The sequence below is a fragment of the Exiguobacterium sp. s124 genome (assembly GCF_018617485.1).
GTDB classification, from domain to species: Bacteria; Bacillota; Bacilli; order Exiguobacteriales; family Exiguobacteriaceae; genus Exiguobacterium; species Exiguobacterium aestuarii.
This window is the reverse complement of sequence record NZ_JACSKH010000001.1, coordinates 161,349-187,680: the sequence shown is the minus strand read 5'-3', so window position 1 is coordinate 187,680 and position 26,332 is coordinate 161,349. Positions and strand designations below refer to the sequence as shown.

The following is a 26,332-nucleotide window of genomic DNA, read 5'->3' as shown; positions in this document are numbered from 1 at the left end:
ACAAAAAAGATTGGAGACGAAAAAATCGTCCAATCTTTTTACTCGGCACCTAAGCGCTCGAGCTCTGCATGAAGTTCAGTCGAGTTCGTCCAAATTTCTGGACGATATTCTTGTAAGAAATTCGCCAATACGCTGCGGGACGGAGCGTCCATCATGTCGATTAAAATCCGACCCTTCAACGATTTGTCCATTTGATTGACGTGATAAGGCAATAGTTTATAGCCTCGTCTCGCTTCGACATCTACCAACATGTCACATGCCGCGACGCCACCATAGTAAAAGCCTTCCGGTTTCCGACCGACCGTCACCCACACGATCCAGTATGGTTTCCCGTTCGGTACCGCCTCTTGGTCCGTCAAAAACTTGATGCGCTTCTCAATGGCTGACTTGGCGTGCATGGCGCCCATATCAATCGTCGCTGTGCCTGCCTCGACGTCAATGATGACCGGGGACATGTTATTTAAGCTAAGCGAACCGACACCAAAACCGCCGTGTCCGTCCGTCGCATCGTCTGAAATGATATTAAAATTAATGTCTTTCATGTTCCACCCTCCCTCTCTACTGTACACAATGATATAGGATGGTGGCAATCCTGAGTCACGTCCAGTCAATTTGGAATCGTCCACCTGGTCCGATGTATTGAACGAGCGGACGGTCCATTTCGATGACCCGACCGATGACATTGACCCGTTCATCCGCGGGCAAATCTCGCTTCGTCACTTGCAGTTCCCCTGCATAACGCCCGTAACGATCGTTGTCGATTGTAATGCTTCCAAACGGTCTTCCTTCTGTTTTTTGCGGTTGAATCAGTTGATCTCCCGGTCGTCCGTATGCTCTCGATTCGACCGAACGGAGGACGTCCCGGGCCGGGTCCATCCGATTCGTATGGAGTGTCGGGAGTGATTTGACACGATGCTCGGAAGTGGCGCGCAGGACGATTACCCCTTCCTCATACGCCTGAAACTGTCGCATCGTCTGCTCTGACACGCACGGGTCGCCAATCAAAATCCGGTCAACCGTGGCTTTTAAATCGATATAACACGAAAGGGGGGACTGATGGCGGTGAGCCTCAAGTGTCGGCAGCGTCTCATGGAGGGGACCGCGTAATTGTTCATCTCCAGGGATGAACGCTTGTACCTTGATTCCTTGCGCATGTAACCACGCATTTCTCTCGTCAAACCAAAGACGGTCGAGCCCCGTCTCAGGTCGCGGGTAAAAATTATGCCACGCTTCAACATTCTCACGTAGTAATCCATGTTGCAACATCTGATCAAGTTCTACTTCCGTGAGCGTACTGGCATTGAGTGCGACCATCATATGTCGTGACAAGTCTGCCACTTGTTTCGGTGTGACTCCATAATCGACACGTAATCCCGTAACTCCCCACTCTAACAATGTATGGGCATCATCCCAATCTTTCCCGAGCGCCTGTAGAGACGACGGGGCGATATCTGCCACGAGTTCCATCTCAAGCCGTTTTGCCAACGCTCCTAACTGCTGGAGCCGTTCTGTATATAACGTCGAATCGTCTTCCGGAATATGAAGCGACGTGAAGATGCTCGTAAATCCGCTCTCTCGCATGCGTTCAATCCAATCAATGGACGCAGGCGTCAATTCCTCACTTAAGTAAACGGAAATCCCTCTCATCTATTTCCCTCCTCACAAAACGTATAGAAAAAGATGACTCGACCGAGCCATCTTTGTTTGTCAAATCCCGTCTGCCATCTCTTCTTTGAAGCCGAAGAAATAAGTAAACAGGAAACCTGCCGTATAGGAAATCAATAGACCGGCGACGTACGTCAAGTACATCCCGTCGTCAATCAGCGGCGTAAGGGATAGACCCGATACGCCAATTCCGAGTGCGGCCGTCTTCATCGTTGCCTGGAAGGCGCCACCGACTGCTGCCCCGAGACATGCCGTCAAGAACGGACGTCCGAGCGGAAGCGTGACCCCGTAAAGGAGCGGTTCGCCGATTCCAAGGAAGCCGACCGGGATCGCCCCTTTGATAATATTACGGAGACGTGGGTTGCTTGTCTTCACGAAGATGGCGAGAGCAGCACCGACTTGACCGGCACCTGCCATCGCCAAGATTGGAAGGAGCGCAGTCGTCCCGACGGTGTTTAACAATTCTAAATGGATTGGCGTCAAGCCATGGTGTAACCCGACCATGACGAGCGGTAAGAAGAAACCGGCCAAAAGTGCTCCAGCGACAGGTCCTCCAAATTCAAGCGTCGCATTGATGCCTCGCATGATGCCGTCCGACAACACGCCTGCGACCGGCATGATTGCATAAAGTGCCGTAAACCCGACGATGAGAACCGTGAAGAGTGGTGTAAAAATAATATCAATCGATACTGGCATGAAGCGACGAATGTGTTTCTCGATATAGGTCATGAGCCAACCGGCAAAAATGACACCGAACAATCCACCACGTCCGACGACGAGCGGTTCCCCGTAAATCACGATGTCTGCGAGGAGCGGATTGAACAAAATCCCCCCAGCAATCGCCCCGAGCACCGGTGTTCCCCCGAACTCTTTCGCCGTGTTCCACCCGACAAGGATGGCTAAGTACGCGAAGACCGTGCTCCCGAGCACGAGTAGAATCTGCATCCACGTCTCTGTTCGGTCGACACCAGCGTTGACCGCAAAGTTTGCCGCGCCGTTGATAATTCCTGAAGCGACGAGACCCGGAATGAGCGGAATAAAGATGTTCCCGAGTCGTCGAAGGAAGCGTTTAAATGGTGACTTTTGCTTCTCTTTTACTTTTTGACGTTCGACCGCTGCGCGCTCTTCTAACGTCAAGTTCGCATCCACCGATTCTTCCCCAATCGCGAGACCAGTCTCATGACTCATATAATCCGCGACCCGATTCACCGTTCCTGGACCGACGACGATTTGTAACGTCTCATCATCGATGACCCCCATGACGCCATCAATTTTCTTCAAAGCGTCAAGATCGGCTTTCGTTGGATCTTTTAATGATAATCGGACACGCGTCATACAGTGCGCGAGTTGACGAATGTTCTCTTTCCCCCCGACATGTGCGAGGATATCCCGTGCTAAAACCTCTTCTTTCTTCATCTCGATTTTCCCCCTTATAGCGACTCGCGGACAAATCCGTTCGCACGCTCTAATCGTTCGACGGCCTCCTCGTAAGAGACGTCCGCTAAAATCATAACGATCGCCGTTTTGACATGTCCTTTGGATGACTCAAAATAACGCGCGGCCGTCTCCATGTCGACCCCTGTCGCTTCTGCGATCATCCGTTTGGCACGTACTTCTAACTTTTCGTTCGTTGGTTGCACATCGACCATCAAGTTTTGATACACTTTTCCTACTCCAATCATCGACGTCGTCGAAATCATGTTGAGGACAAGTTTTTGGGCCGTTCCTGCCTTCAATCTCGTCGAACCTGTCAATACTTCTGGTCCGGTCTCGACTTCAATCGGATAATCCGCATGTCGGCTGATGATCGCGTCCTGATTACAGGAAATGGCTGCCGTTGTCGCACCGATTTCGCGTGCATAATCGAGACCACCGACCACATAAGGCGTCCGTCCGCTCGCTGCAATGCCGATGACCGTGTCGTCCTCCGTCAATTGAAGCGCTTTCAAATCGTTGACTGCCAATTCCTTACTGTCTTCCGCTCCCTCGACCGCTTGAATGAGCGCTCGTTCGCCGCCAGCGATCAACCCGATGACCTGATTCGGGGACACCCCGAACGTCGGCACACACTCGGCAGCGTCTAAAATCCCTAATCGACCGCTCGTGCCTGCCCCGATATAAATCAAGCGACCGCCTTTACGAAAGGATGCGATGACATGCTCTACGACTTGCGCGATGACTGGAATCTGATCTTGAATCACTTGCGGAACTTGTCGGTCCTCGCTGTTCATGATCGTCAATCGTTCCTCAATCGACATCTCGTCTAGATACATCGTTCGTTCATTCCGTCTTTCTGTAGCCAATTTCTCTAGCATCGCCATCATCCTTTCTTCTCTATGATTTCATCGTACTATATTGAAATTTAAAGTCAATTTATTATTAAAATTAAATGAAACTAAATTTCATAATTGGGTGAAAGAAAAACTCACTCCGTTCGAATGAGTTGTTTCTTCAGGACGTGAACGCGTACCCCTTTGTTCGTGACAGAATCCTTCTCGTATACATAGCCGTTCCGTTCCCAAAACCGACGGGCGCGAATGTTATCCGGAAGGACACCTAACCGAAATACCGTCTGATACGGACGCATAAAATGTTCTTCGAGTTGTTCATACAACGTTTGCGCCAAGCCTGTCCCGTGAAGGATTTCATCGACGACAAACAGTCCGAGCCAAAGCGAGCCGTCCACCGGATGTCGTTTCAACAGGTCCGCGATTGCGACAATCTGACCATCTTCACGATCAATCAGACTGACGGTACCGTCTTCTTCAAAATCTGCCACATTCTCATCACGAAATTCCTGAATGGACTGTCCATTCAAGAGAGCGAAGGTGTGTTGCCGCATCAAAAAGTCTTCCAACTCCGATCGGTCGTCTTTCGTATACGGTTGAATCATCGGCGTAACTTCACCATCTCATCTCGTGCTTCGGCATAGCGATCGATCAACCCTTCTCCTTTACGGTGAAGGAGACCCATGTATAACGTATCGACAATCGTCAGTTGCGTCATCCGAGAGGCGATGCTCGCGATTCGGAAATCACTCTCGACGTTCGGCGTGCAAAGTCGCACGTCCGCTTCCCGGTAAAGTGGGGACTTGTCCAAGTTCGTGATGGCGATGACGGGCACACGTTTCTTCTTAGCGAAACGAACAAGTTCGAGCACATCTTTCGTCCGTCCCGACGTGCTGATGGCGACGAAGACATCCGATTTTCCTAAATGCGGAATCAACGACAACATGTAATGAAAGTCAGGTGACGTCGTAGCCGCATACCCGAGTTTCGTGAATTTATAATGCGCATCGATGGCCGCGGTCGATGATCCTCCGACCCCATAAAAGACGACACGATTCGCACGTGCGAACAAGTCGATCGCATGTTCGAGTTCCCGTTTATCCATCGCTTCGGCGCACGCTTCGATAGCTGTTTTATTTACATGAATGACTTTTTGAAACGAATCATATGGCGTATCCTTTTGCTGGAGAACGTTGAAGTCCGTCAGTGTCGTCTCGGTGACCGCCAAGTCTTTCACGAGTGCGAGTTTAAACGCTTTAAAGCTATCAATTCCAATCACTCGGGCGAAACGGACGATACTCGCCTCAGACACATCCGTCTTTTGGGCAAGCTCTTTCGTCGTCATATTTGGAATGAGCGTTGAATGGGACAAAATATAGTCCGCGATTTTCTTTTCAACCGCTGTCATATCGTCTTTTGCTAAATCGATTTTCGTAAGTAAGGATTCCATCGGGTCATCCCCTTCCTGCAACTGTTGTTCCTTTATGATAGCGGATTCTTTCCTCATATTCCAATCGGCTAAAAAAGGTCGAGCGCACGCCCGACCTATAAGTTGTTCGTATTGAACGTATCGCCACCTTGAATCGACCCGTTCTCAAAGCCTCTTTCGAACCAACGCATCCGCTGTTCGGACGTCCCGTGCGTGAACGAATCAGGGGTCACGTAACCGCGAGCCTGTCGTTGCAACGTGTCGTCACCAATTTGATGGGCCGCATTCATCGCCTCTTCGACGTCCCCTGCTTCAAGATAACCAAGTCCTTGCGCATGATGCGCCCATACGCCCGCGTAGTAATCTGCCTGTAACTCGAAACGGACGAGATAGCGATTGAATTCCGTCTCGCTCATCTCGTTACGTAGCGGCATGATGTCTTCCGTCGTCCCAAGAAGCGTCTGGACATGATGCCCGACCTCATGGGCGACGACATACGCCATCGCAAAATCACCGGGCGCATTGAAGCGTTGACTCAACTCGTCATAAAAACTTAAATCGATGTACAGCTTTTGGTCGCCCGGACAATAAAAGGGACCGACCGCTGACCCGGCTATTCCACAAGCGGATTCGACTTGTCCCGAAAACAGGACGAGCGTTGGTTCTTGATACGTCATGCCGTTCTCCGCAAAAATGTCCGTCCATACTTCTTCCGTATCTTTCAAGACGACCGCAACGAAGTCCGCCATCTCTTCTTCTCGTGCTGTCCCGGTGTATGTTCCTTCGGATTGAGGCTCACCGAGTCCGATATTATTGACGAGGTCGGTCGGGTTTCCTCCGTTCAATAACGTGAAGACGATGACGAGAATTAATCCGAGACCACCCCCGACCCCGGCAATTCCTTTTCCTCCGATACTACGTCCCCGCCGATCCTCGACGTTCCGGCTCTGTTGTCTCCCTTTCCACTTCATCTCGATTCCTCCTACATTCGCTCTGTCTTGTTTATTACCCCAAATCCGGTAAAAATGAGCTCACGTTTCTCGGTAGATGAGAATTTTCTTTTCTAGAGGAAGGGGATTCACTACAATGAAAGAGACTTCATCTAAGGAGGAATGACCATGCCTTACGTAACGGTAAAAATGCTCCCGGGCCGGACCGTGGAACAAAAACGCGCATTGATCGAAAAAGTGACGGATGCCGTCTCCGAGACGACGAATGCCCCGAAAGAAAACATCACCGTCTTCATCGAAGAGATGGATGCGACGCACTACGGGCAAGCCGGCGTCATGCACGCGGACAAAAAATAAGTGACGAACGGACTCCTTGAATCGGAGTCCGTTTTTCATCTAAGCACCACGTCAACTATGTATACGTTGAACTTCTTGAATCTTCGTTTTTAGACCATCCAGCACTTCCTCGACGAAAGAATCAACCTCTTCAGGTGACATATATACATATTCATGATGTGGGTCGAACGGGTGCGTCTCATAAAAGGATGTGATGTTTTGAATTTGTTGCGCCGTCTGTCCTTGAGGGAAAAACGGTAACACGTCTTCGAATCCATGGATGTGGCGGAAGTCCGTCCAAAAGATATGATTCGGATGTTTTGCCAGATATTCAAAGTCGATTCCATACCAGTCCGTTTTGACTAAACGGGTATAGTCTGGTGTCCCGACGATTGCTCGTACAATCGGCTCTTCTTTTTTCGCACGGGTCAACCGCACCCAATACTCGTCTGTGACCAGATGAAAATAATAGCCTACCAAATAAGACCATACCGCATCAGATTTTGATGTGTTCCCATCTAAATATGTCTGTTTGAACAGGTCAGCAGATATTCCGTTCTCGGTTTTGAAATGTGTGATCGTTTTCGGCGGTTCTGGACGTCCATCCGCTCCGACCAGCCCACAGTCTGGACCGATATTCCCTACTAAAAAAGGTATGCGTTCAAACGCGGAATCCGTCTCGAGAATCTCCTCCGCGATTCGAAAGTGAGTCACCCATGTTGCCATTCTCATTCCTCCATTTTCCTTCAGTCTTCTCGGTTCATTTCGAACCGTTCACTCGGTACGGTCGGCTTAATCAAGTGACGCGTCGCCCGCCAAATGTGGTAACCGATGCGGTCGAGCCAGAGTAGCACTTGTACTTTTTGAATCGTCTGCTCCATCTCTAGCTGATTCGCAGCCGTTTCTTCTAACAGCTCCGAGCGATGCGCCTTCCGATACTCCGCCAGCTGTTTCGATGCCTGCTTCCACATCTTCGAGTCTTCCGGTGGCGTATGATGGTTCAATTGATGCACAAGGTCGAGTTCGTGCAACACGAGTTCACGTGCCGCCAAAAAATCGGTGTCCCGCAGTGACTGGACCGGCTCGACTTCTCGCAACACGTATAACCACCGCTCGAGGTGATCAATCGTATGCAACAAGGACAAATGTTGCCCGTAATCGTTCTGCTTCCCGACATCGTCGAGACGAATCGTACTCAAAAAGACACGTACATCGCTCAGCGTCTTATCGACGAGCGTCAACTCATCTTCACGGAGACGTCCCTCTCGAACGAGCAACTCGGTCTCGTTTCCTAAATAGCGTTCGATTTCGAGTAGGGACCGCCGCGCCGCCTCAAGAGCGACGGTCGGGAGTTGAGACATGTTCTTGTCGAGCAGGCGTGTCAATTTTTCTGAGCGGCTCGGAATCCACTTTAAGAGACGTCTTGCAAACGGTTGATAAAGCGGTAAAAACAAAAGCGCCCCTAACACATGGAATGTCGTATGAAATAAGGCGAGGCGTAACAGGTCGTTCCAGTTGAACCAATCGGCTACTCGATTGACGACAAAAAAGAGAATCGGGAACGTCAGCCATCCGATGAGAACGATTGACACATGGTAGATGGCGTGGCCTAACACGATACGTCTAGCCGACTTCCAGCCCCCAATTGAACCGAGTGCCACGACGAGACTCGTTCCAGCACTTTGACCGAGTACCAAGTAAGCGGCTTGTGGAAGTGTGATCGCAGCTGTCGCAAGGGCGGTCATCGTTAAGACGAGCCCGATTGTCGACGACTGGAGGACAACGGTCATCACAAAACCGATTCCAATGAGGAGTGCTTGTTGAGTGATACTCATCGACCCGACTGGTCCGAACGAGAACGTCACCGCATCCCCCATGGCATCCTGTAGCGTCCCAATCCCGACAAAAATGAGACCGATACTGACGAATAGAAGCCCGACTCGGCGAAAACGTGGAGCAGAGAGACGAAACGCCATTCCGATTCCGATGAGTGGCAAGAATAATTGACGTACGTCTACGTTATAGCCAAGGATGGCGATGATCCATCCGGTCGTCGCGCTACCTACGTTCGCCCCGATGACAAGTGGCAAAGCTTGCGTGAACGTAATCAGACCCGCGCTCACAAAGCCGATCGTCATCAACGTCGTCACGGTAGAGGACTGGAATAAGGCTGTCAGCGTCGCCCCAAGTGTCGCACCCGACAGCGAGCCATCAGTGAATTGGTTCAACCGATGACGCAGTCGTGTACCGGCCCACTTTTTGAGCGTATCTGTGAGTAACGTCATCCCGAGCAAAAAAATCCCGATTCCACCAATCAATGTCGCAATCTCCATCGTGTCACGCCCCTTTGCGGGTTATTCGGATTTCAATGTCGACAAGAGCCACGATTTCTCATTCGCATGCTCCCTTAAGTTCAGTAACACATCTTCTGGATAATAAATTTTTTCATCGGATTGTCTCGAGTTCAAAATCGATTGGACGAGCATGGACACTTCCGAAATCTCTTTCCGCTCCCCATCATTCATCTGAAGATAAATGCCTTCATATTTGCCCTGTCCTTTATATAAATCGTACGGCAATTGACTCAGCTGATCTTCGAGTAAATAGTATTTGGGCGGTAATCCGATCTCGTCCATTGTTTGACGTAACCGTTCCATATAGCGGACGCGGTTCGCCTCCGGGAAGTTTTTATATTTCAATAAACGCCGATTCACGAAGCGGCTCGATAAATCGGCTAGAATCGCGTCATCTTCTTCCATCCACTCTTGGAAATAGAAGTAGACGACCGTCTCGTCCAACTTCAAATATTGGTCAAGTGACATGCCGTTTTGTTCGAAAATCGGTAAGAAGTGCTTCGGTGTCATCTTAAACGGATACCCGCTCTCATACAGTTCCTGTGCCCGCTCGAGAATCGCTTTTAAGAGAAGATCACTCGAACGTGTCGCCGGATGAAGGTACACTTGCCAATACATCTGATAGCGGCGCATGATGTAATCTTCGATCGTATGCATCCCCGACTGTTTGACGACGACTTGGTCTTCATCCGGTCTGAGGACGCGCAACATACGTTCTAAATCAAACTTCCCGTAACTGACGCCCGCAAAGTGCGCATCTCTGAGCAAATAATCCATCCGATCGACATCAAGCTGCGAACTGAGCATATTGACGATCAAGCGGTTCGGGTGCGTCTTATTGATGATGGCGGCCACTTCTTCCGCGAACCCGACACCCATCTCGGACAACACTTGATTGACCTCGGTATCTCCTAGAATGATTCGCTCGGTCCACACTTCATGTCGAACCGAGAAGACATGTTCGAACGCGTGCGAGAATGGTCCATGACCCACATCGTGCAAGAGCGCCGCTGCTAGCAGTAATTCACGGTCGCGGTCATCCCATTCCGGATATTGTTGGAACTGGTCGATCAATTGGCGCGCAATCTCATATACGCCGAGAGAATGATGGAAGCGGGTGTGCTCCGCGCCGTGGAACGTTAAAAAGGACGTTCCAAGTTGTTTGATGCGACGCAAGCGCTGAAACTCTTTCGTGTTAATCAGTTCCCAAATCAGATGATCGTAGACGTAAATATAACGGTGTACCGGATCTTTAAACACTTTCGATCCAGATAATTGTCCTCGTGACGAGTACATGACATGCCCTCCTACGTTTCGTTATGTTCTAGATTCGACTTCAAACGAATCGTTCCCTCCATGCTATAATGAGAAGGAAAATTATTTGTGAAAAGGAATTAAGTATATGATCCATCCATTATTAAACCAACCGAGCTATCGTGTGATCGACCAATCGAGCCTCGGCCCGATGTTTCAAGCGGAACAATCGTTTGCGACTGATGATACGTTGTGTGCTTCCACCCAACAACTAGGCGCCGTCTTGCGCGCATGGGTGCACACCGATACGATTGTACTCGGAATTCAAGATGCAAGGTTGCCTCATTTAAAAGATGGGGTCCGGTATTTACATGAGCGTGGCTTTCGACCGGTCGTCCGAAACTCAGGCGGACTCGCCGTCGTCCTAGACGATGATGTCCTCAACTTATCTTTAATCTTACCCGAGAAAGACGGGATTCAAATCGACAGCGGCTATGAGGCCATGACCTCACTCATCCAACAGATGTTCCAAGACGTCACGAACGACATCGTCCCAGGGGAAGTCGTCGGCTCCTATTGTCCGGGAAGTTTCGACTTGTCGATTGACGGTAAAAAGTTCGCCGGTATTTCGCAACGACGCGTCCGTGGCGGCGTCGCCGTTCAAATTTACTTGAGCGTCAGGAAGAGTGGCAGCGCACGTGCTGAAATCATCCGCGACTTCTATGACTTGGCGATTCAAGGGGAAACGACCAAATTTACGTACCCTACCATTGTACCGGAAACGATGGCGTCGCTTGAAGACTTGCTCGGTATCCCCCTTACGGTTCAGGACGTCCTCACACGGGCCTACCGCGTTCTTTCCACAGTCAGCACACTCCAAAACGCGTCACTGACGGCTGAAGAACAAACGACACTCGTGAGTCAACTTGACCGGATGTGGAAACGGAATGAACCATTACGCGAGATTGAACAACAATTAACAGAGGAGTGATTCATCCAATGTTTAAACTGATCACAGACACCGGGGCCGATTTGACCCACGATCAAATCATCGAATACGGTCTTGAGATTTTACCGCTTGGTGTCATCATCGACAACGAAGAGTTTTTAGATGGAGAGACGATTCAAGCGAAAGACGTGTACGACGCAATGCGTCAAGGCAAGACGCCGAAGACGTTCCAAATCGAGGCGTCGCGAATCGAGCATTGTTTCCGTCAACACCTTGAAGCCGAAATCCCGTTTTTATATCTCGCATTTTCCGGAGAACTCTCCGGTACATACCAAACGGCTGTCATGGTCGGGGAGATGCTCAAAGAGGAGTATCCAGACAGCACCTTTGAGATTCTCGATACGCGAACGGCTTCGGTCGGACAAGCATTGTTCGTCAAGACGGTCGCGGAGTACGGGCAAGACCATACGTACGAAGAGACGGTCGCGTATGCCGCTTCGCTCGTCGGAAAGATCCGTCACTTGTTCACGGTCGAGTCACTCGAATACTTGATGCGCGGCGGACGTGTCTCGAAAGCGAGTGCTTTCATCGGTGATTTGTTGACGATTCTGCCGTTACTGACGGTCGAGGACGGAAAGCTCGTGCCGATTGAAAAAGTACGTGGTCACAAAAAAGTTATGCGTCGCATGGTCGAATGGACGATGGAATCGAAGCCACTCGTCGAGAACGGGCACTTGTTCATCGGTCACGGTGACGATCTAGAAAAAGCGGAACAGTTCGAGAAGATGGTTCGTGAGCATGTCCAACCGAAACACATCACGAAAACACTTGTCGGCTCTGCCATCGGTGCCCATACCGGTCCAGGTCTACTCGTCATCGCCTACTTCGAGGCATAAAAAATGAGCTCCCCTCTATCGGGTGAGCTCATTTTCATTTAGCGATTCCAGTTCGTAAATCCATCTCCAAACTGTGCATAGTTCTCGTCTTGGAACACACCGTCCACAAATTTCGGTACGTCTACTGGCAACGTCCCTTGCGGCTTCACTTCACCGAAGATGGCACGAATGCCCGCCGGCAAGTTCGGTCCGGCCGATTTCAAGTTCCCTGCTTCTGAGTCCGGTCCGTTCGGGTCGCCTTTGAACCCATAGATCAAGAGCTGCGCCGGAGCGTCTGGCTGAACGGCGACATCGTATGGGTTGCGCAAGCTGAGTAAGACCGACTTCTTCCCTGTCTCGTTCGCGTAACGGAACACTTCGGCCGGCACGTAATGGTCAGCTGACGTTGGCTTCAATTTCGCGCTATTGTTCACGTTCGAACCGACGATGATATAATCGGCTGCCTCAACTTGTTGCTGTAGCGCCGGATTCTGCGCCAAGTGTGGCGTTGACGCCGAATAGTTTGCCGTGATGACGTTCACGTCTTTCATATTCCCGGCGTTCTTCTCGAGCGACTTGATTGTCTTCACCATGCTATCCGTCTGATCTTTTGCTGGTGACAAGACGAGCACCGTATCCCCTTTTTTCGGTTTGAACGGGAGTGTCTTGTCCTCATTCTTCACGAGGGTGACGGCCGCTTCCGCGATTTCCCGTTCTTTCGCTTTATGCTCCGCACTACCTACGACGGCGTTCGCTTCTGTCAGCTTCGCCTCGAGTGTCGTCGAATCGATTGTCTCTCCCCAAATGCCACGCTCTGCCTTCAATGTCAAAATACGTTCGACTGATTCATCAATAGTCTTTTCAGATAGGCGGCCATCTTTCACCGCTTGGATGACTTCTTCAAAGATAGCTTCGAGTTTGATCACGTCTGCCTCTGAACGCAAAATCGTCGGCATGAGCGCGATATCGACGCCTGCCTCAAACGTCTTGATGACTGCCTCTGCTTCCGTAAAGTTGTCCGTGATGGCTTGCATATTGAGCGCATCGGTCACAACAATCCCATCATATCCGAGCTCCTCACGAAGCACTCCTGTAATGACGTCGTCCGAAAGTGTCGCCGGGAGCGGGAACGTGCCGCGATCCGACTCGACGACCTCATCTTCGATTTGTGGCATACCGATGTGTGCCGTCATAATCATATCGATCCCTTCCGTGATGGCACGTTTAAACGGGAGCAACTCGAGACCGCGCAACTCGTCGAGCGACTTATCGACAACCGGTAACCCATAATGCGAGTCGACGGCCGTATCCCCATGACCCGGGAAATGCTTCGCCGTCGCCGCGACACCTTGGTCTTGAATGCCTTGCGTCATCGCCGAACCTAGTTCACCGACTAGTTCAGGGTCACTTGAGAAAGAACGGACACCGATGACCGGATTCCCTGGATTATTGTTGACGTCAAGTACCGGTCCGAAGTTCACGTTTACCCCGAGTGCGTGTAGTTCAGAACCGATGATATTTCCAGCGTCATATGCATATTGACTGTTTCGCGTCGCGCCGATCGCCATATTCCCAGGTAAGTTCGTCCCCGTCCCGAGACGTGTCACGATGCCTCCCTCTTGGTCAATCGTGACAAAGAGAGGAATGTCGTTGCTGTCGTCTTGCTTCACGACTTCCTGCAAATCGTGAACGAGTTTCGTCGTTTGCTCCGTCTCTTTCACGTTCTCCGCAAACAGAATCACGCCGCCGAGATCAAAACGATCGATGACACGCGCCACTTCCGGTCCGAGAGATGTATGGTTCGCCCCGTTCCAAAGCCGGAAGTCCGGCATGATCATCTGCCCGATTTTTTGTTCGAGCGTCATCGACTCTAGCTTCGTATTGACACGCTGGTCAATCGACATCGTCGGCGTCCCTTCCGCCACGACCGCATCCGCTGCCGGAACCGATGAGATCACTAGTGCCGTCGTCAATCCGAGAGTTGCCGTCCAGTTCAATGCCTTGTTCATGTTCCCACTCCCCTTCGTCCAATTTGACTGACCCCCAAACGAAAAGGCATGGAGGAAGAAGCGTTGCCTCATCAACGCTCGTTCACCCCATGCCTGATCGCATCAGTTACATTTGGTTCTTATTCAGGTGGTCAACAACAGTATAGCAACTCCACTTTTCAGAAACAATCACTCGCGTGAAAGCGTAACCATTTTGAAATAATGTTTCTGTTTTGATACACAGAAAACTGTATTGGCAAAACCAATAATTTCCGTGGTTCGTTTTTGATTCTTTTTTTGGTAAACTCAATTCGATACAGGTTAACTTTCAAAAAGGGGGAAATTATTGTGGCAAGAGGGGAACTGAAACGAAAGCCGGAATGGCTAAAGATTAAATTGAACACGAATGACACGTATACCGGTCTGAAGAAGATGATGCGCGAGAAAAATCTACATACGGTATGTGAGGAAGCCAAGTGTCCAAACATTCATGAATGCTGGGCGGTACGTCGGACTGCGACATTCATGATTCTAGGGAGTATTTGTACACGTGCCTGCCGCTTTTGCGCTGTCACGACAGGTAAACCGAACGAGCTCGATTGGGAAGAACCAAAGCGCGTCGCCGAATCGGTCCGTCTCATGAACTTGAAGCACGTCGTCATCACTGCCGTCGCACGCGATGATTTGAACGATTACGGGGCGACGGTCTTTGCGGAAACGGTTCGCGCCGTCCGTTCTATGAATCCGGAGACATCCATCGAAGTACTTCCGTCTGACATGATGGGTGACTTCTCTGCCTTACAAACGTTGATTGATGCGGGTCCTGACATCATGAACCATAACTTAGAGACGGTTCGCCGCCTCACACCGAGAGTGCGTGCCAAAGCGACATATGACCGCACACTCGAATTCTTGAAGCGTTCCAAAGAGTTGAATCCGGATATCCCGACGAAGTCGTCGATCATGGTCGGACTCGGGGAGACGAAAGAAGAATTGATTGAAGCGATGGATGACCTCCGTGCGCACAACGTCGACATCTTGACACTCGGACAATACTTACAACCGACGAAGAAACACCTCGAGGTGGAACGTTACTATCATCCAGACGAGTTCGCTGAGTTGAAAGAGATTGCGCTATCAAAAGGATTCTCACATTGTGAGGCAGGTCCGCTCGTCCGTTCGTCTTACCATGCGGATGAACAAGTACACAAGGCACGTCGCCACACGATGTTGCCAATCGACTAACAGAAAGAAGAGAGATTATGACTGGTACGACGTGGCACTTACTTAGAACCGAATCGACTTCACCGGCCGAAAACATGGCGATTGACGAAGCCATCGCCAATTGGGTCGCGAAGGGAGAACTCAAACCGACGCTCCGTTTTTATTCATGGGCACCTCATGCGATCAGCGTCGGGCGTTTCCAACGGGCGACACGTGACTTGGACCGTGACGCCCTCACGGCGAACAACATCCCGGTCGTACGTCGCCTGACAGGCGGACGGGCTGTATTGCACGCGGACGAGTTGACGTATAGCGTCATCTTGCCCGAATCGACACCGGCCCTGCCGACAAATATCATCGAGAGCTATCGCTTGCTCACGGAAGGGGTCCGCCGTGGTTACCACGAGCTCGGTGTACCCGCCGAATTCTCGGTCCCGTTGACAGAAGAGGATCGCGAGGCGCTCCGCAAACCGAAATCCGCTGTCTGCTTCGATGCCGCCTCTTATTATGAATTGGCCGTCGATGGGAAAAAGATTGCGGGTAGCGCACAAGTGCGTCATCAAGGGGCGGTCCTTCAACATGGATCCATTCCTCTTTCTGTCGACGATGAGGTATTGTTCGACTGTTTCGCGATGGAGGAATCCGAAAAGCGTGAAGCCAAAAGTCGATTCAGCGAGAAAGCCGTCGCCTTGAATGACACGCTACAGCGCTTCGTCACGTTTGACGAAGTGGCCGCCGCGTTCGAGACCGGCTTCAAGGACGCCTTCTCGTTGACGTTCGAACCGCTCGTCTTCACAGAAGACCAACAGTCCGAAATTGACTTGCTCGTCAAAAAGTATGAGAGTGATGAATGGGTCTGGAAACGCTAAAAAGCTTGTCCCTTTTGACGGGGACAAGCTTTTTTTATGCCGCGTTCGTTCGGCGCAAGAGATGACGCACTTCCCGGAACGTGACGAATGTTTTATTGTTCGCATCGTACAATTTGTAGCGTAACGATTTCAAACTTGAAAACAGTCCGATCGTTGTCGCCCGCTGCAATGGCGGTGTTGACGTATGCGCCTTCTCCAAATGGTAGTTCGGGACACGGGGGCTCAAATGGTGGACGTGATGGAAACCAATATTCCCTGTCACCCATTGAAGCACTTTCGGCAACTCGTAATACGAGCTCCCTTCGATTGCCGCCTTCACGTAATCCCATTCCTGCTCATCCTCGAAGTATGAATCTTCGAACGTATGCTGGACATAGAATAACCAAATCCCGAGTACACCGGCGATGAACATCGTCGTTCCCTGCACAATCAGGAAGGCCTGCCAACCGACCAAATAAATCAACGCGCCGTATAACACGACGAGCGAAATATTGATGAGATACGTGTTTTGTCTTTCTTTTTTCCGGGCGTCCTTTCGGTTGAAACGACTCGTGACGAGAATGAGCCAAAGTGGCCCGAGACCGAACATAACGAGCGGATGGCGATACAGGCGATACTGCAATCGCGTCCATTTCGAGGCTTCGATGTACTCCTCAATCGTCATGACCCAGATGTCCCCGACACCTCGTTTATCCAAATTCCCACTCGATGCATGATGAATCGCATGCTCTCGCTTCCACTTCTCGTAAGGGAATAGCGTCAAGATTCCTGTGATCGTTCCAACAATCGCGTTCGCCTTCTTATTTTTAAAGAACGAACCGTGCGTACAGTCATGGAAGATGATAAACATGCGCACCACAAATCCTGCCGCAATCAACGTGAACGGCAATGTCAGGAAGATGGAGACACTCAGTAGTTGATACGCTAAAAACCACGATACGAGAAACGGTAAAATCGTATTGATCATCTGCCGCACACTAATCCGGATATCGGACTTTTCAAACGGCGAGACGTGCTTTCTTAATTGGGCAATCTTTTCTTTACTCATCACAACCTCCTTGAATTCAACAGCGTCACAACGCAAAAATATAAATGAAACCAACAACCGACGTTGTTCAATGTGAATTCATGGATCGGAAATCGTCCCTATCAAGAATTAACACTAGGTCATTATATCACGTATAAAACTTATATGGTGAAAATTCAGAAAAAAAGACTTGTCTCAATTTTGGTGAGACAAGCCTGATGGATTTATTGCTGTGTATAGATGGAAACCGAGCCGCCGTTGACGAAGAACTCGCCCCAACCATCTGCATTGATTGTCACGAGACGACCGTTGTTGCCAGTCATGTCTTTCCACACTTCTCCTGCATTCTGTTTCCCGACATACATCCATTTCGACCCGCCTGGTCCGTCCGACAAAATCGTCGCAAGACCTGACTTCGCGCGGTCTGTCACGCCTTCACGTGTCCAACCGATGACGTCTTGATGGTTAATGTAGTCGTGCTGTGTACCGTAGGCGAAATCTTTACGCGCTTTTAAAATCGGTTGAAGCGATCCTGACATGTTCGGGATTTCACGGTTCGTCGTGCCCTTCGTTCCATAGTAGTCACCGTAGAAGAGTGCTGGATATCCTTGACCACGCGTCATGATGGTGGCGTAGGCGAGCGGTTTGAACCAATTCGCGACCGTTGACTCAAGTGACTGTCCTGGTTGCGAATCATGATTGTCGACAATCGTCACGGCGAGTGTTGGATGCTGTTCGACGACCGTCCCTTTCAAGATGTTGCGCATGTCATAATAACCGCCACCGTTCCCTGCCGCTTGGAAGTTGTAGTGGAGTGGCACATCGAATACGGAATGGGTGTAGCCCGTCTTCGCTAAGTAATCATTGATGGACCCGAGGTCGTTCTTCCAATACTCGGCGACCGTGAACATCTCTTTCCCGGTTGCCTGACGGACACTCGTTACCCATTCTTTTAGATAGGAGTGGTTGATATGTTTCACCGCATCGAGTCGGAAGCCATCGAGACCAAGCGAATCGGCATACCATTTCCCCCAGTTCTTCATCTCCTGCCGTACTTCCGGATGCTCAAAGTCCACATCGGCGTACATCAAGTAATCATAGTTTCCGTTCTCGCCAGATACTTCACTGTCCCATGCTTTTCCTGTGCTCTTAAATTTATAAATTCGGCTCAAACTCCGTGACTGATCCCAGTCGGTCCCGTCAAAATGATACCAACGCCATTTGAATGGCGAGTATGTATTGTTCCTTCCCGCAAAATTAAATCCAGTCCAGGCAGAAATCGAATATTCTCCAGACGTTTCCTGATTTCGATTGGAAGGATTGACCTCGACCGCTTGGACCGATTCCGTATAATCCGCTCCCCCTTTATGGTTCATGACGACATCTCCATATACGCCGATTCCTTTTCCGCGTAAGTTCGAAATCGCCGACTGTAGCTGTACTTTCGTCCCATACTTCGTTCGTGTCGTCCCTTTTTGATTGAACTCGCCTAAATCATACAAATCGTAGGCCCCGTACCCGACGTCATTTTGCGACGTCCCTTTATATGCCGGCGGAATCCAAACGGCGGAGACCCCAATGTCTTTCAAATGTTGCGCATCATTCGAGAGACGGTTCCAATGCTGTCCGTCATTCGGGACGTACCATTCAAAATATTGCATCATCGTACCATTCTGTGGAGTTGCCGCTTGTGCGACCGGTTGCCCTGAAAGCAGTGCAATCGATGTCACTCCAGCTAAGACAGCAATCCCTTGTCGTTTCTTCAACATCATTCATTCCTCCTCATTCGATTAATGAAAGCGCTTGCATTAATCATTGTGAAGGATTTTGATTTTGTTGCATAGATAGACAGATAAAAACAGTTCTCTCTCCCTAACTATTTTTCATTTGAATAGTTCAGTCGAACGAAACAAAGACGGATGGCTTGTGCCATCCGCCTATTCATTAACTTGTCACGTAATCCAGGTCATGCAAAATATAGGCGAGGAAGAAGATCATACTCGGGTTCTCATAACGCATCTGGACTTTACGGAGTTGCTCGCGATACGTGACCTCATACTCAGCCCCGTTCATCTTGCGCTCCATGTTCATCTTGATGAGCGCATCAAGCTTATCCATCATGTCGACGAGCATCCCTTCATACGTATCATCTTTCGAATCAGCCATATATCGACGGAACGCCGGCTGCATATATGCCGGCAACAACCCGAGAAGACGTTCACTCTCTGCTCGCTCGTATGCCTCAAATGCGGCTCCTGTCTCTTTCGTCGAATGTTTGACAGGTCCGAGCACGTCCCCGGTGACGCCTTCGACTAAGTCGTGACAGAGAAGACGGGCCACGAGTTCGGCGACATCGACGTTGACGTCGTACTTCTCACGCTCTAAAAGTCCACTGAACATTCCGAGCGCGGCTGCCCGAAAACCATGAATCGCATCGTTGTCGTCAATCGTATTGAAGCGCCCTTTCCAACGACGGACACTGTCCATCCGCATGACGTTCTCGATGAACCGCAACACATCGGTCTCTGCCTCAACCTGATCGAACAGCCAACGAACTGAATCAATCGGATGATGACGAAGCGCGGCTTTCATCTCTTCTAGTTTGTCATCAAAGTGTGGAGAGCCATGGGCGACTTCCCGTCGCACGAACAGCATCGCATCGAATGAATCGATTCCGTCGACGATTCGTCCTTCGAACGAGTCATCTTCCGCCTCGACAACAAAACGGTGGAAGTGAGGACGTAACGATTGCGATAGCAGTTCGACCAGACCGAGACTTGCTGTCCGCTCCATACGTTCGATGTGACCAATCAAGGTTGGTTCCTTTTTCGTCCGGTGCATGATTGGACCGGTCTGTACTTCATTCATGTCGTGGAAAATAGCTTTCCCGAGCAAATCGAGCAAGTCGACTTCACGTCCGTTCTCTTTCTCCACATAAGCCGCGATCAAGCTGAAGACCGCGACACGAAAGCTATGACTTGCTGCGTTATCGTGATAATGTGGGGCATATTCGTCCCATCGTTGCACGTTTTGCATGCGTGTCATCTTTCGGATAAACGTTCCGTTATGCATGGTTTCACTCCTTACGATAATCGTTCAAATACATCGTCATGACAGACGACATATAACATGTCTGTATCCTGTAGCGGCAAATCGAGCATCGTCGCCACATCCAATCGGTCATTGACCGCGATGAGTGTCACCCCTGATTCAAGCAAAGCCGTGTTCGCTTGTCGAACATTTTGCCACGCGACTTTTGGTTTCAAGGCTTGAATGTTCCCACCCGACTGTTTGCTTAACAATTGACGGAAAATCGCCGTCGTTCCTGGTTGTAACGTCGCTTTCGCCATCAAGAGCGAGACCGAGTCGTTCGCTAAAATAAAGTCGTCGACCCGGACGTGTTTGAATTTCGAGATGTTCCGCTCTTCACACACTTCAACGACAGTGTGCAGGTCCACTTGATGCTCAGAAGATAACGCCTCGACCGCTGACGCGATCAAGAGTGATTTCCCATCGGCGAGTAACGTCTCCGTGATGCGCGCATCCGCGAAAATGGCGACGCGTCGTGCCTTCAAGACGTTCGCCTGCAACAATACCGCTTCATCTGAAGCATCTCCTGATACGAAGTGAACTTGATCATGCACGTACGGCTCCTCGATTAACTGGTCAATGAGGACGATCTCTGCTTTCGGTTCATAGTTGAGCACTTCATCGATTGCCTTTCTCGTCTTCGGGGACCACCCGATATACACATAATGTCCCTCTCCACGATACACTAGTCTTCCCTCCCGTTTTAACCGTTGAAACGTCGCACCGATTTCAACCAATTTTCCAATCAACGCCCCGATAATCCCAATCCCGAATAGGAATAAGAAAATCCCGAGCCATCGCCCCGCCACGGAGGACGGATAAAAATCTCCATATCCGACGGTCGTCAATGTCGTCATCGTCCACCAGAACGAATCAAACAATGACCCGAATGTTTCTGGTTCTAACCAGTAACCGAGCACGGTTCCTAGGATAATGATGCCAATCGAAGCTAAGATGACATTCAAAAATGATAATTTCGCTAACCCTTTCCATAAACGAAATAAGATATGCACTGTTTCCCCCTCCTTCTCTCTTATATACTAAACGTATCCACAAAAAGATTCACGAAACCATTTTGATGGTGATTCCGTATAAAAAGAAAAAAGGAAGGACTGACATATGAACTCAATCGTCTTAGAGTATCGTCTCTATAAAAATGAATTATCGTTCGAACCACTATACCATTACACGTCTCTCGGATTAGATGAAGTGTTGGCCCGTCGCGAATGTGAGTTTTTCGTCAAAGACGGCATGACATACAAACAGCGCTCGTCTGCCCTAGAAGGCGATCAATACTTTTTAATCTATGTCGATCGCTATACAGAGGGACCGATGGACAAGCACGAAACGAGCGAAATCAAAGTCGAAATCCGCACACTCGATGACCGATTTGACAACCCATTGCTCGAAGCCTATTACGTCGACCGCCACCTCGATGCGCTTGCCATGCTCGGGAGCCAGTACTTGTATGTCGCCGGCAAAGAATATGAACGCGATTCAGCAGAAACAGATGAAGATCGTGGTGTGTATGTCATCTACGTCACACCGACGGGTTATGAATTGGAGGAATCAACATGAAGACAAGCAAGAAAATTTTAAGCGGACTCTCCGTCGCGGTATTGACGACTTCCCTTGCTGCTTGCGGTGGGGATGAATATGAAGAAGCGGCGCTCCCGGAAGAGCCGACCGGTTACGAATGTGACGATTGGGACTGGGATGACGAGACCGAGTCGTATTATTGCGATGACGACCGTTCTCCGCACTACGGCAGTTACTTCTTACTCGGAAGCCTGTTCCGCTCAAAAAACGCATTGAAGAGTTCTTCGTCATATAAGACATATAAAGCCAACGGTGGTGCGACTGGCGCCGTATCGAACGGCTCAAATTCAGGATCATCAAAATCTGGACTCGGCAGTGGCTCTAAAGGTGGATTCGGCGGATGACGCGTGACGAACTTTACAGTCAAATCCCTTATTTTTGGCCCGATTTAAACGATGAAGAATATGCCTTATACGATTGTTTCGAGATGACCGCCTCGCAGGTTGCCTCTGTCCGAGAGGCGACCGAGGCGGTTGACTCGATTTTCCGGAAGACGAATCAATTGTTGCGTACGCTACCTGACGAGACGCTCCGACTGCTTGGTTATCCCGAGGCGAGCCTGCCGTTCTTACGGGAGAAGACGATGCCACAGGAGACGATCATCGGTCGTTACGACTGGATCATGAAAGACGGTCAACTCAAGTTGATGGAGTTCAATGCAGATACGCCGACCTTTATTAAAGAGCTGTTTGACGTGAACGGCGTGGTCGCTTCTGAGTTTGGTCTCCTCGACCCGAACAGGGAAGCCACCGCCCAACTGAAAACCGAGCTGCGGAAAGCTATCGTCGCCGCGTGGCAACGACTTTCTCGAGAAGGTACTCCAAAGATTGTCTTTACGGCACATGATGACAATATCGAAGACAAGTGGACGGCGCGCTTCTTACAAGAAACGCTTGACTTACCGTCTGAATTCGTACCGTTGCACGCTTTACTCGTCGACGAAGACGGCGTTTACACGCCATCCGGTGAGCGAATCGACATCCTATATCGTCAAACGTATCCGATTGAGCATCTCGTGGACGACCGCGCAGCAGACGGGGATTTGATCGGCATTCGGTTACTCGAACTGAACCTACAAAAACATGTGTCACTGCTCAACCCGCTCTCTGCTTTTCTCATGCAATCGAAAGGCGTACAGGCCCTGATTTGGGAATTGTATGAGACCGAGACACTGTTCGATGAAGCCGAGCGTGACATCATCGGAACATATTTTTTACCGACTTACTTAGAAGACACACCGTTTCTCGGTGAAGCGGACTATGTGAAAAAGCCGGCGTTCGGACGTGAAGGTGACTCCGTCATCTTGTACACGAAAGACGGTCAACCGTTTCATCGCGAAGCACTACAAACGTATGCAGAAGAGACGGCTGTGTACCAACAGTTCATTGAACTTCCGACACGGATGACGATGACCGTCAAAGGTCGGATCGAGACACATTATATGATCGGATGTTTTTGTCTGAATGGACACTCGTCCGCACTCGGCGTTCGCGCCGGTAGCATGATCACGAACAACCAATCTTACTACTTAGCCGTTGGCACACCTACACAAAAGGAGACAAACTCATGACTTTCATCACACTCGACTCAATTTTAAGCTTCCTCGCCCACCTCGGGACAGGATTCGGTCTCATTCTCGCAGGCCTCATCATCTTCGCACTGACGACCAAATATTCGGAACGTAAGTTAATCAAAGAAGGCAACATGGCCGTCGCCTTGAAACTTTGGGGGAAAGCGCTCGGACTTGCCATCGTCATCTATACGGTTTGGGCGAACAGCGTCAACTTGCTCGATGCGTTCATCTGGGGACTCGTCGGCATCGCCGCCCAAGTATTGGCGTTCTGGACGTTTGAATACATCCTCACGCCCGGCGTGAACTTAGAAAAAGAAGTCGAGAACGGCAACATGGCCATCGGTTTCAGCTTGTTCGCCGCATCACTCGTCGTCGGCATCATCGTCGCCGCGAGCTTAACGTACTAATTCAAACACCCCATGCACTCACAAGAGGCATGGGGTGTCTGTGTTTCTATAACAGATTGGAGGAAGAACCATGTCTAAGCGAACCGTACTACTCACAATCGTCTCCGGTCTTATCATCGTGGCCATCGCAGTCGGTGTCGGACTGTACACGTACACCAACATTCAGAACGGTAACTCATACAAGAATGCCGAAAAGGAAATGAATCGTTATATGACGATGAACGATTGGTATACGTTTGAAATTCATAACATGGAACAGTCCGTTCTCTCTTTTTACACAAATGAAGATCGCTCTGTCATCGGTCTAGCCGAGATTGATGTCGAAACAGAGAACTTAGGGTCTGTCACGAAACAAACAGAGCCGAATCAATCTTTTGATTTCGTCACCCTTCAAGTTGAAAACAAGGAGTACATCGGCGTCCATCTAAAAGAACGCCCGGAAGATGTCGTTTATTTACGATTAAAACGAGGGGACGAATCTAAAGAATTTACTGTAAATAATCCTGAAGATGAAACATATGTCATGACATACGTCATGAAATTAAATACATCTTCTTTTGAAGAAGGAACTCTTGAAACATTGGACCGTGACCACAAAGTGTTATCTTCACAACCCTATTCGTCCATGTGATGAACCTTCTTCAGAAACACCGCTATAAAAAAGGAGACCAATTATGCCAAACCGAAAAAAAGTCGGAATCTTTCTATTCTTCATTCTAAGCATCGCTATCGTTTCAGCCTTCCGCACTTCTTTACTGGACAAAATCCAGCTCGGCCGTCATTTATCGGATCAGGGATTTGTCGTGTATCAATATTATAAGAAGGACGACACGGTGTTCGCACTCTTCACAAATGATGAGGAGAGAATCTTAGGTGTCGCGGAACAAAATCAGGACGGCTATGATTCTGTAACCGTCGATACGGAACCGTCTACGCCTTTTGACTATATTGATATTCAGAACGGCACTAATCACTATCTTGCTCTTCGTTTGAATCATCATGCTCAGCAGGTGGCGAAGTTACAGATTGAAGGAGAACTGTGGTCGGAAGAACATATGCTCAACGACGCCAGTAACGGCGGAAACCGTGATTTCTTTTTCTTAGACATGTATAACTCGTTGGAGGATGCCTTAACGATCCAAACATTCGATCAACATGATCAAATCATTACATCTATTTCATTATAAAAGTGTCGCAGACCCATCCAAGTCTGCGACACTTTTTTTGATTGGTTACGTTAAAGAGAGCGTTGCAGATGGCCCGAAAAATTCATATCGTGCCTGAGGAATGACGCGAACAATCGTCTCCATCATCGCGTTCGGTCCGCACGTATAGACATCATGACCTTCGACATCGAGTGCCTCAAGTTGCGTCGCACTCATACAACCCGATTCGCCATCCACGTGTGTGATAAGGTGAAGCCCTTGATCCACAAGTTCATCAAGTTCGTCTCCGAGCGGACGGAGGTCCATACTCCGAACAGCATGCAATAACGTGACGGAACGTCCTTGACCGAGTGCCGTCTTCGCCATATTGAAGAGCGGTGTAATGCCGATCCCTCCAGCAATCAGTGTGAGCGGACGATTTGACGCTTCAAGGGTGAATTCGCCTGCTGGTGCGCTTACCGGAATTTCGGTACCGACCGTCTGTTCATGAAGCCAGTTTGAAACAAGCCCCTCTCTTTTAGGTGCGATCCAGTAGCCGTCTTCTGTCGTGTCGATGACGCTATATTGCCGATGGTGCACGATGTCCTCACCAGCGATTCGGGCTTGAACCGAGACGTATTGTCCTGGAATGGCTGTGCCGACGACCTTATCTTTTGCGACGAGACGGAATCGCTTCACTTCCAGTGTGTCTTCAATGATTTCTTCGATGACGAACGATTTAAATCCGACCCATGGCGCGTCATCATACATCTGTTTCTCAAGTGAGATGAAGACGTCGGCAATCACACCATACGCTTTTGCCCAGGCATCGATGATGTCTGGTGTCGCGGCCTCCCCGAGGACATCTTGAATCGCCCCGAGCAAGTTTTCACCGACGATCGGATAGTGTTCGGGACGAATGTTCAAACTCTTATGTTTATGGAGTGCCGGTTGAATGGCTGGAAGAATCGCTTCGAGCCGGTCGATATGAAGCGCTGCCGCATAGACCGCGTTTGCGAGTGCCTCTGGCTGACGTCCTCGTTTTTGGTTCGTATGGTTGAAGAAGTGACGAACTTCTGGATTTTGTTCAAACATTCGTTGATAAAAGTGCTTCGTGATTGTCACACCGTGTTCTTTTAAAACGGGCGCTGTCGCTTTTACAATTTCAATCGTTTGTCGATCTAACATGTGTATGTCCCCCTTTTGTTTCGTACACGTTCATTATGTGAGTCTAATCACTTTAAAGCAATATATGAAATACTTCTTTAAAACAGATTTCACGATTCCGACTCATTTCTGCCATTACCCTT

General features: G+C 49.7%; 27 protein-coding genes. 11 read left to right on the top strand and 16 right to left on the bottom strand.

Annotated features, from left to right (window positions below; all coding sequences use genetic code 11):
- Positions 1–38 precede the first annotated feature (38 nt).
- From KNO85_RS01055 to ypfJ, 7 genes are all read right to left on the bottom strand, one after another.
- A complete protein-coding gene (locus KNO85_RS01055; protein WP_214786177.1) occupies positions 39–542 on the bottom strand; it encodes a YwhD family protein in 504 nt (167 codons plus the stop codon).
- Positions 543–597: 55 nt separating this feature from the next.
- Positions 598–1,647 carry a DUF871 domain-containing protein gene (locus KNO85_RS01050; RefSeq protein WP_214786175.1) on the bottom strand — a complete coding sequence of 350 codons (1,050 nt, stop codon included), beginning with the start codon at positions 1,645–1,647 and terminating at the stop codon, positions 598–600.
- 60 nt (positions 1,648–1,707) lie between these two features.
- Positions 1,708–3,081 (bottom strand): PTS transporter subunit EIIC, encoded by a 1,374-nt coding sequence (locus tag KNO85_RS01045; RefSeq protein WP_214786174.1) that lies wholly within the window; start codon positions 3,079–3,081, stop codon positions 1,708–1,710.
- A 14-nt stretch (positions 3,082–3,095) separates the two neighbouring features.
- Positions 3,096–3,989, bottom strand: coding sequence for an N-acetylmuramic acid 6-phosphate etherase (gene murQ / locus KNO85_RS01040; protein WP_214786172.1), 894 nt, complete (start codon positions 3,987–3,989; stop codon positions 3,096–3,098).
- Between the two features lie 101 nt (positions 3,990–4,090).
- Positions 4,091–4,558: a GNAT family N-acetyltransferase gene (locus KNO85_RS01035; RefSeq protein ID WP_214786170.1), complete on the bottom strand. Its 468-nt coding sequence runs from the start codon at positions 4,556–4,558 to the stop codon at positions 4,091–4,093.
- Complete coding sequence (locus tag KNO85_RS01030; RefSeq protein WP_214786167.1) at positions 4,555–5,403, bottom strand: MurR/RpiR family transcriptional regulator; 849 nt, start codon at positions 5,401–5,403, stop codon at positions 4,555–4,557. Before KNO85_RS01030 ends, KNO85_RS01035 begins: the two co-directional genes overlap by 4 nt.
- A 95-nt stretch (positions 5,404–5,498) precedes the next feature.
- A complete protein-coding gene (gene ypfJ, locus KNO85_RS01025) occupies positions 5,499–6,353 on the bottom strand; it encodes a KPN_02809 family neutral zinc metallopeptidase (protein ID WP_214786165.1) in 855 nt (284 codons plus the stop codon).
- Between the two features lie 147 nt (positions 6,354–6,500).
- Between ypfJ and KNO85_RS01020 the strand changes: the two genes are divergently transcribed.
- Complete coding sequence (locus KNO85_RS01020; protein ID WP_012727443.1) at positions 6,501–6,689, top strand: 2-hydroxymuconate tautomerase; 189 nt, start codon at positions 6,501–6,503, stop codon at positions 6,687–6,689.
- 51 nt (positions 6,690–6,740) lie between these two features.
- On the opposite strand, the gene KNO85_RS01015 is transcribed toward KNO85_RS01020, so the two are convergent.
- Genes KNO85_RS01015 through KNO85_RS01005 form a run of 3 tightly spaced genes read right to left on the bottom strand, consistent with a single transcriptional unit; the run spans position 6,741 to position 10,318 of the window.
- Positions 6,741–7,394, bottom strand: a complete 654-nt coding sequence (locus KNO85_RS01015; protein WP_214786163.1) for a hypothetical protein — start codon at positions 7,392–7,394, stop codon at positions 6,741–6,743.
- A gap of 20 nt (positions 7,395–7,414) precedes the next feature.
- Positions 7,415–9,001: a Na/Pi cotransporter family protein gene (locus tag KNO85_RS01010; RefSeq protein WP_214786161.1), complete on the bottom strand. Its 1,587-nt coding sequence runs from the start codon at positions 8,999–9,001 to the stop codon at positions 7,415–7,417.
- Between the two features lie 21 nt (positions 9,002–9,022).
- A complete protein-coding gene (locus KNO85_RS01005) occupies positions 9,023–10,318 on the bottom strand; it encodes an HD domain-containing protein (protein WP_214786159.1) in 1,296 nt (431 codons plus the stop codon).
- A gap of 106 nt (positions 10,319–10,424) precedes the next feature.
- Between KNO85_RS01005 and KNO85_RS01000 the strand changes: the two genes are divergently transcribed.
- Together KNO85_RS01000 and KNO85_RS00995 are read left to right on the top strand one after the other, a co-directional pair.
- A complete protein-coding gene (locus tag KNO85_RS01000; protein WP_214786157.1) occupies positions 10,425–11,267 on the top strand; it encodes a lipoate--protein ligase family protein in 843 nt (280 codons plus the stop codon).
- Positions 11,268–11,275: 8 nt separating this feature from the next.
- The gene (locus KNO85_RS00995) at positions 11,276–12,121 is read left to right on the top strand and encodes a DegV family protein (protein ID WP_214786155.1); all 846 of its coding nucleotides are present in this window, start codon (positions 11,276–11,278) and stop codon (positions 12,119–12,121) included.
- A 38-nt stretch (positions 12,122–12,159) separates the two neighbouring features.
- Here the strand turns inward: KNO85_RS00995 and KNO85_RS00990 are convergent, their stop codons facing one another.
- Positions 12,160–14,109 carry a glycoside hydrolase family 3 protein gene (locus tag KNO85_RS00990; protein ID WP_214786153.1) on the bottom strand — a complete coding sequence of 650 codons (1,950 nt, stop codon included), beginning with the start codon at positions 14,107–14,109 and terminating at the stop codon, positions 12,160–12,162.
- Positions 14,110–14,430: 321 nt separating this feature from the next.
- Between KNO85_RS00990 and lipA the strand changes: the two genes are divergently transcribed.
- Together lipA and KNO85_RS00980 are read left to right on the top strand one after the other, a co-directional pair.
- Positions 14,431–15,333 (top strand): lipoyl synthase, encoded by a 903-nt coding sequence (lipA, locus tag KNO85_RS00985; RefSeq protein ID WP_333781802.1) that lies wholly within the window; start codon positions 14,431–14,433, stop codon positions 15,331–15,333.
- Between the two features lie 17 nt (positions 15,334–15,350).
- Entirely contained in the window at positions 15,351–16,181 is an 831-nt protein-coding gene (locus tag KNO85_RS00980) for a lipoate--protein ligase family protein (protein ID WP_214786151.1), read from the top strand.
- Between the two features lie 34 nt (positions 16,182–16,215).
- On the opposite strand, the gene desA is transcribed toward KNO85_RS00980, so the two are convergent.
- The 4 genes from desA to KNO85_RS00960 form a co-directional block, all read right to left on the bottom strand.
- The gene (desA, locus tag KNO85_RS00975) at positions 16,216–17,229 is read right to left on the bottom strand and encodes a Delta(5) desaturase DesA (RefSeq protein ID WP_214786149.1); all 1,014 of its coding nucleotides are present in this window, start codon (positions 17,227–17,229) and stop codon (positions 16,216–16,218) included.
- A gap of 203 nt (positions 17,230–17,432) precedes the next feature.
- Positions 17,433–18,974, bottom strand: a complete 1,542-nt coding sequence (gene amyS / locus KNO85_RS00970; protein WP_376778000.1) for an alpha-amylase — start codon at positions 18,972–18,974, stop codon at positions 17,433–17,435.
- 178 nt (positions 18,975–19,152) lie between these two features.
- Entirely contained in the window at positions 19,153–20,280 is a 1,128-nt protein-coding gene (locus tag KNO85_RS00965) for a YfbR-like 5'-deoxynucleotidase (protein ID WP_214786145.1), read from the bottom strand.
- An 11-nt stretch (positions 20,281–20,291) separates the two neighbouring features.
- On the bottom strand, positions 20,292–21,311 hold the full coding sequence (locus KNO85_RS00960; protein WP_214786142.1) for an ion channel: 1,020 nt from the start codon (positions 21,309–21,311) through the stop codon (positions 20,292–20,294).
- A gap of 106 nt (positions 21,312–21,417) precedes the next feature.
- Between KNO85_RS00960 and KNO85_RS00955 the strand changes: the two genes are divergently transcribed.
- The 6 genes from KNO85_RS00955 (at position 21,418) to KNO85_RS00930 (ending at position 25,064) form a co-directional block, all read left to right on the top strand.
- The gene (locus KNO85_RS00955; RefSeq protein WP_214694705.1) at positions 21,418–21,876 is read left to right on the top strand and encodes a hypothetical protein; all 459 of its coding nucleotides are present in this window, start codon (positions 21,418–21,420) and stop codon (positions 21,874–21,876) included.
- Positions 21,873–22,241, top strand: a complete 369-nt coding sequence (locus tag KNO85_RS00950) for a hypothetical protein (RefSeq protein ID WP_012727458.1) — start codon at positions 21,873–21,875, stop codon at positions 22,239–22,241. Before KNO85_RS00955 ends, KNO85_RS00950 begins: the two co-directional genes overlap by 4 nt.
- Complete coding sequence (locus KNO85_RS00945; RefSeq protein ID WP_214786140.1) at positions 22,238–23,467, top strand: glutathionylspermidine synthase family protein; 1,230 nt, start codon at positions 22,238–22,240, stop codon at positions 23,465–23,467. Before KNO85_RS00950 ends, KNO85_RS00945 begins: the two co-directional genes overlap by 4 nt.
- Positions 23,464–23,877: a DUF350 domain-containing protein gene (locus tag KNO85_RS00940; RefSeq protein ID WP_012727460.1), complete on the top strand. Its 414-nt coding sequence runs from the start codon at positions 23,464–23,466 to the stop codon at positions 23,875–23,877. Before KNO85_RS00945 ends, KNO85_RS00940 begins: the two co-directional genes overlap by 4 nt.
- Before the next feature lie 70 nt (positions 23,878–23,947).
- Positions 23,948–24,508 (top strand): hypothetical protein, encoded by a 561-nt coding sequence (locus KNO85_RS00935; RefSeq protein WP_214786138.1) that lies wholly within the window; start codon positions 23,948–23,950, stop codon positions 24,506–24,508.
- A 43-nt stretch (positions 24,509–24,551) separates the two neighbouring features.
- Positions 24,552–25,064, top strand: coding sequence for a hypothetical protein (locus KNO85_RS00930; protein WP_214786135.1), 513 nt, complete (start codon positions 24,552–24,554; stop codon positions 25,062–25,064).
- Between the two features lie 45 nt (positions 25,065–25,109).
- Here KNO85_RS00930 and KNO85_RS00925 read toward each other — a convergent pair whose 3' ends face one another.
- Positions 25,110–26,210 carry a globin domain-containing protein gene (locus KNO85_RS00925; protein WP_214786133.1) on the bottom strand — a complete coding sequence of 367 codons (1,101 nt, stop codon included), beginning with the start codon at positions 26,208–26,210 and terminating at the stop codon, positions 25,110–25,112.
- Positions 26,211–26,332 lie beyond the last annotated feature (122 nt).

Bases quoted from the DNA above. Each gene is read 5' to 3' on its own strand.
- murQ (WP_214786172.1), bottom strand. From the start codon at position 3,989: ATGATGGCGATGCTAGAGAAATTGGCTACAGAAAGACGGAATGAACGA.
- KNO85_RS01015 (WP_214786163.1), bottom strand. From the start codon at position 7,394: ATGGCAACATGGGTGACTCACTTTCGAATCGCGGAGGAGATTCTCGAG.
- KNO85_RS00950 (WP_012727458.1), top strand. From the start codon at position 21,873: ATGAAGACAAGCAAGAAAATTTTAAGCGGACTCTCCGTCGCGGTATTG.
- KNO85_RS01030 (WP_214786167.1), bottom strand. From the start codon at position 5,403: ATGGAATCCTTACTTACGAAAATCGATTTAGCAAAAGACGATATGACA.
- KNO85_RS01000 (WP_214786157.1), top strand. From the start codon at position 10,425: ATGATCCATCCATTATTAAACCAACCGAGCTATCGTGTGATCGACCAA.
- KNO85_RS00990 (WP_214786153.1), bottom strand. From the start codon at position 14,109: ATGAACAAGGCATTGAACTGGACGGCAACTCTCGGATTGACGACGGCA.
- KNO85_RS00940 (WP_012727460.1), top strand. From the start codon at position 23,464: ATGACTTTCATCACACTCGACTCAATTTTAAGCTTCCTCGCCCACCTC.
- KNO85_RS00925 (WP_214786133.1), bottom strand. From the start codon at position 26,210: ATGTTAGATCGACAAACGATTGAAATTGTAAAAGCGACAGCGCCCGTT.
- KNO85_RS01005 (WP_214786159.1), bottom strand. From the start codon at position 10,318: ATGTACTCGTCACGAGGACAATTATCTGGATCGAAAGTGTTTAAAGAT.
- KNO85_RS00945 (WP_214786140.1), top strand. From the start codon at position 22,238: ATGACGCGTGACGAACTTTACAGTCAAATCCCTTATTTTTGGCCCGAT.
- KNO85_RS00955 (WP_214694705.1), top strand. From the start codon at position 21,418: ATGAACTCAATCGTCTTAGAGTATCGTCTCTATAAAAATGAATTATCG.
- KNO85_RS00930 (WP_214786135.1), top strand. From the start codon at position 24,552: ATGCCAAACCGAAAAAAAGTCGGAATCTTTCTATTCTTCATTCTAAGC.
- KNO85_RS01010 (WP_214786161.1), bottom strand. From the start codon at position 9,001: ATGGAGATTGCGACATTGATTGGTGGAATCGGGATTTTTTTGCTCGGG.
- KNO85_RS00965 (WP_214786145.1), bottom strand. From the start codon at position 20,280: ATGCATAACGGAACGTTTATCCGAAAGATGACACGCATGCAAAACGTG.
- KNO85_RS00980 (WP_214786151.1), top strand. From the start codon at position 15,351: ATGACTGGTACGACGTGGCACTTACTTAGAACCGAATCGACTTCACCG.
- ypfJ (WP_214786165.1), bottom strand. From the start codon at position 6,353: ATGAAGTGGAAAGGGAGACAACAGAGCCGGAACGTCGAGGATCGGCGG.
- KNO85_RS01055 (WP_214786177.1), bottom strand. From the start codon at position 542: ATGAAAGACATTAATTTTAATATCATTTCAGACGATGCGACGGACGGA.
- KNO85_RS00935 (WP_214786138.1), top strand. From the start codon at position 23,948: ATGTCTAAGCGAACCGTACTACTCACAATCGTCTCCGGTCTTATCATC.
- KNO85_RS00995 (WP_214786155.1), top strand. From the start codon at position 11,276: ATGTTTAAACTGATCACAGACACCGGGGCCGATTTGACCCACGATCAA.
- KNO85_RS01045 (WP_214786174.1), bottom strand. From the start codon at position 3,081: ATGAAGAAAGAAGAGGTTTTAGCACGGGATATCCTCGCACATGTCGGG.
- desA (WP_214786149.1), bottom strand. From the start codon at position 17,229: ATGAGTAAAGAAAAGATTGCCCAATTAAGAAAGCACGTCTCGCCGTTT.
- KNO85_RS01020 (WP_012727443.1), top strand. From the start codon at position 6,501: ATGCCTTACGTAACGGTAAAAATGCTCCCGGGCCGGACCGTGGAACAA.
- KNO85_RS01035 (WP_214786170.1), bottom strand. From the start codon at position 4,558: ATGATTCAACCGTATACGAAAGACGACCGATCGGAGTTGGAAGACTTT.
- KNO85_RS01050 (WP_214786175.1), bottom strand. From the start codon at position 1,647: ATGAGAGGGATTTCCGTTTACTTAAGTGAGGAATTGACGCCTGCGTCC.